The sequence below is a fragment of the Streptomyces sp. NPDC005728 genome (assembly GCF_040630895.1).
Classification (GTDB): domain Bacteria; phylum Actinomycetota; class Actinomycetes; order Streptomycetales; family Streptomycetaceae; genus Streptomyces.
Window position 1 is genome coordinate 21813 of record NZ_JBEXYL010000093.1, and the last position, 8294, is coordinate 30106.

Genomic DNA, 8294 nt, shown 5'->3' on the forward strand with positions numbered 1-8294 from the left:
CATGGAAACCGATCGGTATACTTCGCGTGGGTCGCCCGACGAATTCCGTGACAAGGGGGTGAACAAGCGCTTAGATGGTGAACAAGCGCTTGGACAGCGTGTCAGACCATGACCGGACGCAGATCCCGACCAGCCCGGAGGCCCCGTTGTTCACATCCGTCGACGACGTCTCCGCCCGTCTCGCCGAGACCGGGTACCTCGCCTCGCCCGCCGTCGCCACGACCGTCTTCCTCGCCGCCCGGCTGGGCAAGCCGCTGCTGGTGGAGGGCCCCGCCGGAGTCGGCAAGACCGAGCTGGCCAAGGCCGTCGCCCAGGTCGCCGAGGCGCGGCTGGTCCGGCTGCAGTGCTACGAGGGCGTGGACGAGTCCCGGGCGCTGTACGAGTGGAACCACGCCAAGCAGCTGCTGCGCATCAGCGCGGGCCGCGACGAGAGCTGGGACGAAGCCCGCACCGACATCTTCAGCGAGGAGTTCCTCCTCCCCCGCCCGCTGCTGACCGCGATCCGCGGCGACGAGCCGACGGTGCTGCTGATCGACGAGACCGACAAGGCCGACGTCGAGATGGAGGGCCTGCTGCTGGAGGTGCTCAGCGACTTCCAGGTCACGGTCCCCGAGCTGGGCACGATCACCGCGACCCGCCGTCCCTTCGTCGTGCTCACCTCCAACGCGGGCCGCGAGCTGTCCGAGGCGCTGCGCCGACGCTGTCTGTTCCTGCACATCGGGTTCCCCGAGGAGGAGCTGGAGCGGCGGATCGTACGGCTGAAGGTGCCGGGGCTGGACGCGGCGCTGGCCGAGTCGGTGGTGCGGGTGGTCGGGGCGCTGCGCGCGATGGACCTGCGCAAGGTGCCGTCGGTCGCCGAGACCATCGACTGGGCGCGCACGCTGCTGGCCCTGGGCGCCGACACGCTGGACGAGACGGTCGTACGGGACACCCTGGGCGTGATCCTCAAGCACCAGGACGATGTGCAGAAGGCCGCGGCCAAGCTCGACCTGGACGCACTGTGAGCGGTGTCGACGGGCGGATCACCGGTCTGGTCGGCGCGCTGCGCGGGCACGGCGTGCGGATCGGGACCGGCGAGACCGTCGACGCGGCCCTCGCCGCCGAGGCCCTCGGGCTCGCCGACCGCGAGCTGCTGCGGGAGGGACTGGCCGCGACCCTGTTGCACGGGCCGGGGCAACGAGCGGTGTTCGACCCGGTCTTCGACCTGTACTTCCCGCGCGTCGTCGGCGGTCCGGACACGGAGCGGACGGACCGGGAGGGGCTGCGCGACCGGCTCGCGGAGGCGCTGGCCGCCGACGACCGCTCGCTGATGGCCCGGCTGGCGGCCGAGGCCGTGGACGGTTTCGGCGGATACGGGAGTTCACCGGGGTCGGACGGCTGGTCGGCGTACCAGACCCTCGACCGGCTCCGCCCGCAGACCCTGCTGGCCCGGGTGCGGTCCGACCTCAGAGGCCGGGACGGGGGCGCGGGGTTCGCGGACCGGCTGCTGGACGACGAGATCCGGCGCCGTATCGAGGCGTTCCGCCACCTGGTCGCGGCGGAGGCGCGGCGCCGGGTCGCCGAACGGCGCGGGCGGGACGAGATCGCCCGGCGCGCCGTGCGCCCGACGGCCGACCGCGTGGACTTCCTCTACGCCGGCCGGGACCAGCTCGCCGAGCTGCGCCGGGCCGTGCAGCCGCTCGCCCGGAAGCTGGCGACCCGGCTGGCCGCGCGCCGCCGCCGTGCCGCGCGCGGTTCGATCGATCTGCGCCGCACCGTGCGCTCCTCGCTGTCCACCGGCGGGGTGCCGATGCGGCCGGTACTGCGCAGGCGTCGTCCGGCCCGGCCGGAACTGGTCCTGCTGTGCGATGTGTCGGGCTCGGTGTCCGGATTCTCGGACTTCACGATGCTGCTGGTGCAGGCGCTGCACGACCAGTTCAGCAAGATCCGGGTGTTCGCCTTCGTCAACCGTCTCGACGAGGTGACCGGCCTGCTCGACCACGGGCGCGCCGACCCGGACGGGCTCTCCGCCCGGATCCGCGCCGAGGCCACGCTCACCGGCTGGCACGGCAGCAGCGACTACGGCGTGGCGCTGGGCGAGTTCACCGAGCGGTACGGGGCCGCGGTCGGCCCGCGGTCCACGGTGTTCGTGCTCGGGGACGCCCGCACCAACATGGGCGACCCGAACCTGCCCGCCGTCCGCGAACTCGCCCGGCGGGCCCGGCGCGTCTACTGGCTGAACCCCGAGCCGCATGCCCAGTGGGGCACCGGCGACTCGGCGGCGCCCTCCTACGCCGAGCTGGTGGAGATGCACGAGTGCCGCACGGCCCGGCAGCTCAGCGCGCTGATCGCCAGGCTGCTGCCGGTGTGACGCGAGCCGGCCGGGCATGATCGACTGGGCCCCTGCAGGCTGCCTCGTGCCCGGCGTCCGCTCGCCGAGCACCCGGCATCGCCCAGTCGCCATCCGCCATCCGCCCGCACCCGAGGACGTACGACATGAGCCACCCGCCCGTGCAGCTCGGCACCTTCCCCACGCCCGTCGAACCGGCACCCCGGCTCGCCGCCGCGCTCGGGCTCGGTCCGGAGGATCTCTGGGTCAAGCGGGACGACCTGACCGGTCTGGGCGGCGGCGGCAACAAGATCCGCAAGCTGGAGTGGACCGTTGGTGCGGCGCTCGCCGAGGGCGCGGACACCCTGGTGACCACGGGTGCCCCGCAGAGCAACCACGCACGGCTGACCGCCGCGGCGGCCGCCCGGCTGGGTCTGGACGCCGTCCTCGTGCTGCGCGGCTCGCCGGGCGTGTCGCGATCCGGGAACCTCGCCCTGGACGGCCTGTTGGGGGCACGGCTGCACTGGGCGGGCGATGTCGACCGGGCGGGACTCGACGCAGCGGCTGCCGAGGTCTGCGCGCGGCTGCGGGAGCGGGGCGCCCGGCCGGCCCTCGTCCCGTTCGGCGGATCCAGCACGCTGGGCGCGCGGGGCTATGTGCGGTGCGGCGAGGAGCTTCGCGCGCAGGTGCCGGACCTGCGGACCGCGGTGGTCGCACTCGGCTCGGGCGGCACCATGGCGGGGCTGATCGCCGCCCTCGGCACGGAGTCGGTGCTCGGTGTCGACGTGGGCGCGCTGGCCGACCCGGCGGCCGCGGCAGCTCGGTTTGCGGCTCCGCTCACCGCGGAGAAGGTCGCGGCGGACCGGCTGCGGGTGCGCCGGGACCAGGTGGGCGACGGGTACGCGGCGCTGACCGGTCCGGCGGCCGAAGCGCTCCGGCTGGCCGCCCGCACCGAGGGGATCGTCCTGGACCCCACCTACACCGCCCGAGCCCTGGCCGGGTTGGCCGCCGCCGTCCGGGACGGCGACGTACGGCCGGGCGAGAAGACCGTGTTCGTGCACACCGGCGGACTGCCCGGCCTGTTCGGGCACGCGGAGGCCGTCGCGTACGCCGAGGAGCAGACCGTCACCCACGACGGCTGACGGCACCGGGCCCTTACACGCAGCCGCCCTCGTCCTCCCCCGGGACTACGGCACTTCCCCGATGCCCGACCGCAGGACCTCGCCCTAACCTGCGAGTACGCAGCGAGGGGGAGAGGACATGAAGGCACTCGTCCAGGACCGGTACGGCTCACCGGACGTGCTGGAACTCAGGGACGTGGACCGGCCGGTGCCCGGCGACGGCGAGGTGCTGGTGCGGGTGCGGGCGGCGGGGTTGAACGCGTACGACTGGCACCTCATGCGCGGTGACCCGTACGTGGCCCGGCTGGCGCTGGGGCCACGCGCGCCCCGGGCCCGGATCCGGGGCCGGGACTTCGCGGGCGAGGTGGCCGCGGTCGGCCGGAACGTACGGGATCTCCGCCCGGGCGACGAGGTGTTCGGCGAGGTCGACGGCACGTTCGCGGAGTACGTGTGCGTCCCGGACGCCTGGGTGGAGCGCAAGCCCGCCTCCCTGACCTTCGAGCAGGCGGCGGCCCTTCCGCTGGCCGGGAACACCGCCCTGCGCGGCCTGCGTGACGTGGCAGGTGTGCGGCCGGGGCAGCATGTGCTGGTCAACGGCGCGTCAGGCGGGGTCGGCACGTTCGCCGTACAGATCGCCAAGGCCCTCGGCGCGGAGGTGACCGGCGTGTGCAGCACGCGCAACGCCGAGCTGGTCCGCTCGCTGGGCGCGGACCACGTCGTGGACTACACGCGGGAGGACTTCACGCGCGGCGGGCGACGGTACGACGTCGTCCTCGACCTCGCGGCCAACCACGGGATCGTCGGCCTCCGGCGCGCCCTCTCGCCCACCGGGACGCTCGTGCTCGGCAGCGGGGGCAGGTCGGGGCAGTTCCTCGGGGCCCCCGTCCTCATCCTCAAGGGGCTCGTGCTCTCCCCCTTCGTCCGCCAGCGGCTGCGCCCGCTCATCGGCCCGGCGCCCGGCAAGGCGGTGCTGGCGGATCTGCGGGAGCTGGCCGACTCCGGGCGACTCGCCCCGGTGATCGACCGGACCTACCCGCTGGGCGAGGCGCCCGAGGCCATCCGGTACCTGGAAGAGGAGCACGCGCGCGGGAAGGTCGTCGTCACGGTCTGACCCCTCGTCCGGCGTTCATGCCGGTGCCCCGCGGTGGGGCGCGCACCGCGGGGCACCGGTGGACCGGCTCAAGTCCCCGAAGACTTGGCGTAGTGCTGTGCCATGCCTCCCGCGAAGTCGAACACCACGACCTGCTCGTCTCCGACCACCCAGGCGTCGTGGCCGGGCGGGCACACGAAGACGTCGCCGGGGCCGACCTCGCCCTCGCCGCCGTCGTCCATGCGCAGGTGCATCCGGCCCTGCAGCACATAGCCGTTGTGGTGGACCATGCAACTCTCGGTGCCCGCGATCGGCGCCACCGACTCCGACCAGCGCCAGCCCGGTTCGAAGGTGCCCACCGCGAAGTCCAGCCCGGTCAGGTGGAGCGCTTCGAGGTGGCCGCGGGGGAAGTCACGCCGCTCGTCCGGCTTGTCCACCGTCTTCACTTCCAGCATCACGGTGTCCTCCCTTCCGGCCGCTCACCGCGGCCGGGGCCGGCCTCCGTCCCCCGGCGACCTCGGGCGGCACCGGCGTTCCGGCGGTGACCGTACCCCACGCTCCCATCGTCGGCCCGCCCTTGCGGGGCCGCCATCCGGGGGAATCCACCCCCGGCTCGAGCGCGCCTGAGGCGTCGAAGGTTACGCCCGATGGTATTGACATGCCCATGCTCGCTTTGCAGACTCAGCTGTCTGCGCCACCCCGCACCGCCGACCGGTCCGCGCTCGCACGCCAACTGCCGCCGCCGCGACACCTTTCGGCCCCACACCCCGAACGCACCGCCCCTGAGCCACGCACCACGCCTGGACAACGTTGTCAATGCGCCGGAGGCCTCTCATGGCAACACCCCCCACCCCCATCTTCCCGGTCAGTCCCGCGGGCACCCGCATCACCCGACGCGGCCTGCTGCGCACGGCGGCGGGAGCGGCCGCCGGGTTCTGGGCCCTCGGCGGGCCGGGCGCGGCATCCGCGGCCGCCGCGCCCGGCCCGGCGGACCCGGCGCTCGCCGACGACGTGCGCCAGGAGTTCCTCACCGCATGGACCGCCTACCGGCGGCTGACCTGGGGCCGCGACGAACTGCGCCCGGTGAGCGGCAGCGGCTCGGAGTTCTTCATCAGCGGAACGCCGCTCGGCCTGACGATCGTGGAGTCCCTGGACACCCTGTTCCTGATGGAACTCGACGGCGAACTGGACGCCTCCATCGCCTGGATCAGCGGGAACCTGGACTTCGACCGCAACGCGAGCGTCCACGTGTTCGAGACGATCATCCGGCTGGTCGGCGGCCTCCTCTCCGGCTACCACTGCACCGGCAACACGGTCCTGCTGACCAGGGCACGCGACCTCGCCGACCGACTGCTGCCCGCGTTCACCTCCTCGCCGACCGGCGCCCCCTACCGGTACGTCAACCTGCGCACCGGCGCGGTCAGCGGCAATCAGGTGCCGCTCGCCGAGATCGGCAGCAACATCACCGAGCTGGGATGGCTGTCCCGGCTGACCGGTGACCAGAAGTACTTCGACGCGGCGAAGAAGGCGCTGAAGGCCCCGTACGACCGGCGCTCCTCGCTCGACCTCGTCGGTACGACGCTCAACGTGGACACCGGCGCCTGGACGGACGCGACCGCGCGCGTCGATCCGCCGGTGGACTCGTACTTCGAGTACCTGTGGGACGCCTACCAGTTCTTCGGGGACACCGAGATCCGCGGCTGGTACCAGACGCTGACCTCGGCGGTCCTGCAGCGCCTCGGCGAGACGTACGACGGGCGGCTGTGGTTCAGGTCCGTCAACATGAACAGCGGTGCGCTGGTGAGCCGAGGACAGTCCGAACTCACCGCGTTCTACGCCGGGTTGCTGGCCCAGGGCGGCAACGTCAGCGAAGGCGAGTCGTACCACTCCTCGTGGGCGGACGCGCTGGGACGGTACCGGCTTCCTCCGGAGGCGATCGACTACACGACGCTCGCCGCGACCAGCAACCAGTACCAACTGCGCCCCGAGTACGCCGACTCGGCGCTGTTCCTGTGGCTGCTGACCGGCAAGGAGGTGTACCGGGACCGCGCCAAGTGGCTGTGGGACGCGCAGAAGACGCACTGCAAGGTCGCCAACGGCTACTCGGTGGTGTCGGACATGACGACGACCCCGACGACCAAGGGCGACCTGACGCCCGGCTACTGGTACTCGGAGAACATGAAGTACTTCTACCTGCTGTGGTCCGGTGCGCCGCGCTTCGACTACACCACCAACTACCTCACCACCGAGGGCAATGTGCTGCGCGGCGCCAACCGGGTCGCGGCGCCCTCGCCGAGCGGCACCTTCCGGCTGCTCAACCGGGCCACCGGGCGGGCGATGGACGTGAGCGGCGCCTCGACCGCCGACGGCGGCGCGGTGATCACCTGGACCCCGCACTCCGGCGCCAACCAGCGCTGGATCGCCACCACTTCGGGCGGCTACACCAAGCTGACCAGCCTCAACAGCGGCAAGGTCCTGGAGGTGCCGCGCTCCTCGACCGCGGACGGCACCGCCCTGAACCAGTGGGCGCACAACGGAACCGGCACCCAGCAGTGGACGCTCCAGCCGACCGCCGACGGCTACCAGCGACTCGTCAACCGCAACAGCGGCAAGGCCCTCGATCTCAACGGCACCGCCAACGGCGCGGCGGTGGTGCAGCAGCCGGTGAGCGCGGCGGCCTCGCAGCAGTGGCAACTGGAGAGGGCTTGACTGCTCTCCTCCCCGAAGGGAGGAGATTCCTGGCTCAGGCTGCCTGCTGAGGCGGCGCCTCAGCGGGTCTTACGCCTTCGACACCAGCCGGGTTCAGACCTGCCCGGACGAGCATCACGCGGGCGGAGTTCTTGTCCCTGGGGGATACGGCTGCGCACGCGGTGCAGGTATACGTTCGCGTCGAAAGAGGCAGTGCGTGCTTGGTTCTCGCTCCGCACGTTGCACAGTCCATCGTGGTGTGCACGGGATGCACCAGGCGCACGATGCGCCCGTGCTTGCGGGCCATCTCCACCAGCGCCCGCTTCGCAGCGCCGATCGCAGCATCAGCCGCCTTGCGGGCCATCGTCGACTTCGCGAGGAACTTCGGCCTGAAGTCCTCCACCGCCAAAGCATCGTGGTCGCGTACCACTTTCTTGGCCCATTTGCGGGCGCCGTCCTGGCGTTGCCGGGCCACCTTGGCATGCAGCTTCGCCGTCTGAGCTTTCGCCGCCCGGTAGCCGTTCGATGCAGGCTTTCCCTTGGCCGGCCGGCGCCGGGCCATCATCCGCTGATAGCGGGCGAGCTTTGGCGCGGCCGTCTTGCCGTGCTGCGGGTGGGGAAGGTCGTGGTCGTCGGATGTAGTGGTGGCCAACTCCTTCACACCCCAATCCACACCGATCACACGCCCTGTCGGAGCAAGGGGCTCGATGGGCGCGGGCACGACGAACGAGGCGTACCACGCACCGGTGGAGTCCTGGTACACGCGCACGCTGGACGGATCGGCCGGAAGTTCCCGCGACCACACCACCGCCAAGACGATCCCGCCGGCGAGGTGCAGACGGCCATCCTTGAGACGGAAGCCGCGCCGCGTGTAGTTCAGGGACGGCCGCACCTCCCGCTTCTTCTTCCAACGCGGCATACCCGCCCGCCGGTGCTGCGGCACACGCTCCTTGACGTCCTTCAACGCCTTCGCACGGGACTTGCCGAAATCTCGTACGAGCTGCTGCTGAGGAACACTCGACCCAGCAGCCAGCCACGGGGTTGTGCGCCGGGCCTGGGTCAGCATCCGGTCCAGCGCAGCCGGACC

Annotated in this window: 7 protein-coding genes; 5 read left to right on the top strand and 2 right to left on the bottom strand. The window is 72.2% G+C overall.

Features of this window, described 5'->3' with window-relative positions; genetic code table 11:
• The first annotated feature begins 146 nt into the window (after positions 1-146).
• The 4 genes from ABZ471_RS38480 to ABZ471_RS38495 all read left to right on the top strand — a co-directional run bounded on the left by ABZ471_RS38480 (position 147) and on the right by ABZ471_RS38495 (position 4540).
• A complete protein-coding gene (locus tag ABZ471_RS38480) occupies positions 147-1004 on the top strand; it encodes a MoxR family ATPase (RefSeq protein ID WP_359073275.1) in 858 nt (285 codons plus the stop codon).
• Positions 1001-2350: a VWA domain-containing protein gene (locus tag ABZ471_RS38485; RefSeq protein ID WP_359073277.1), complete on the top strand. Its 1350-nt coding sequence runs from the start codon at positions 1001-1003 to the stop codon at positions 2348-2350. Before ABZ471_RS38480 ends, ABZ471_RS38485 begins: the two co-directional genes overlap by 4 nt.
• A gap of 125 nt (positions 2351-2475) precedes the next feature.
• Positions 2476-3450, top strand: a complete 975-nt coding sequence (locus tag ABZ471_RS38490) for a pyridoxal-phosphate dependent enzyme (protein ID WP_359073279.1) — start codon at positions 2476-2478, stop codon at positions 3448-3450.
• Positions 3451-3568: 118 nt separating this feature from the next.
• Positions 3569-4540: an NAD(P)-dependent alcohol dehydrogenase gene (locus ABZ471_RS38495; RefSeq protein WP_359073281.1), complete on the top strand. Its 972-nt coding sequence runs from the start codon at positions 3569-3571 to the stop codon at positions 4538-4540.
• Positions 4541-4608: 68 nt separating this feature from the next.
• On the opposite strand, the gene ABZ471_RS38500 is transcribed toward ABZ471_RS38495, so the two are convergent.
• On the bottom strand, positions 4609-4974 hold the full coding sequence (locus tag ABZ471_RS38500) for a cupin domain-containing protein (RefSeq protein ID WP_359073287.1): 366 nt from the start codon (positions 4972-4974) through the stop codon (positions 4609-4611).
• A gap of 379 nt (positions 4975-5353) precedes the next feature.
• Here ABZ471_RS38500 and ABZ471_RS38505 point away from each other — a divergent pair, with 379 nt between their 5' ends.
• Positions 5354-7228 carry a glycoside hydrolase family 47 protein gene (locus tag ABZ471_RS38505; protein WP_359073283.1) on the top strand — a complete coding sequence of 625 codons (1875 nt, stop codon included), beginning with the start codon at positions 5354-5356 and terminating at the stop codon, positions 7226-7228.
• Between the two features lie 34 nt (positions 7229-7262).
• On the opposite strand, the gene ABZ471_RS38510 is transcribed toward ABZ471_RS38505, so the two are convergent.
• Positions 7263-8294, bottom strand: a 1032-nt coding sequence (locus tag ABZ471_RS38510; protein WP_359073285.1) for a transposase, incomplete at its 5' end; no start/stop codon positions are given.

What these genes read in the sequence shown, in the direction of transcription:
- ABZ471_RS38490 (WP_359073279.1), top strand. Translation starts at nt 2,476, where the DNA reads ATGAGCCACCCGCCCGTGCAGCTCGGCACCTTCCCCACGCCCGTCGAA.
- ABZ471_RS38495 (WP_359073281.1), top strand. Translation starts at nt 3,569, where the DNA reads ATGAAGGCACTCGTCCAGGACCGGTACGGCTCACCGGACGTGCTGGAA.
- ABZ471_RS38500 (WP_359073287.1), bottom strand. Translation starts at nt 4,974, where the DNA reads ATGCTGGAAGTGAAGACGGTGGACAAGCCGGACGAGCGGCGTGACTTC.
- ABZ471_RS38505 (WP_359073283.1), top strand. Translation starts at nt 5,354, where the DNA reads ATGGCAACACCCCCCACCCCCATCTTCCCGGTCAGTCCCGCGGGCACC.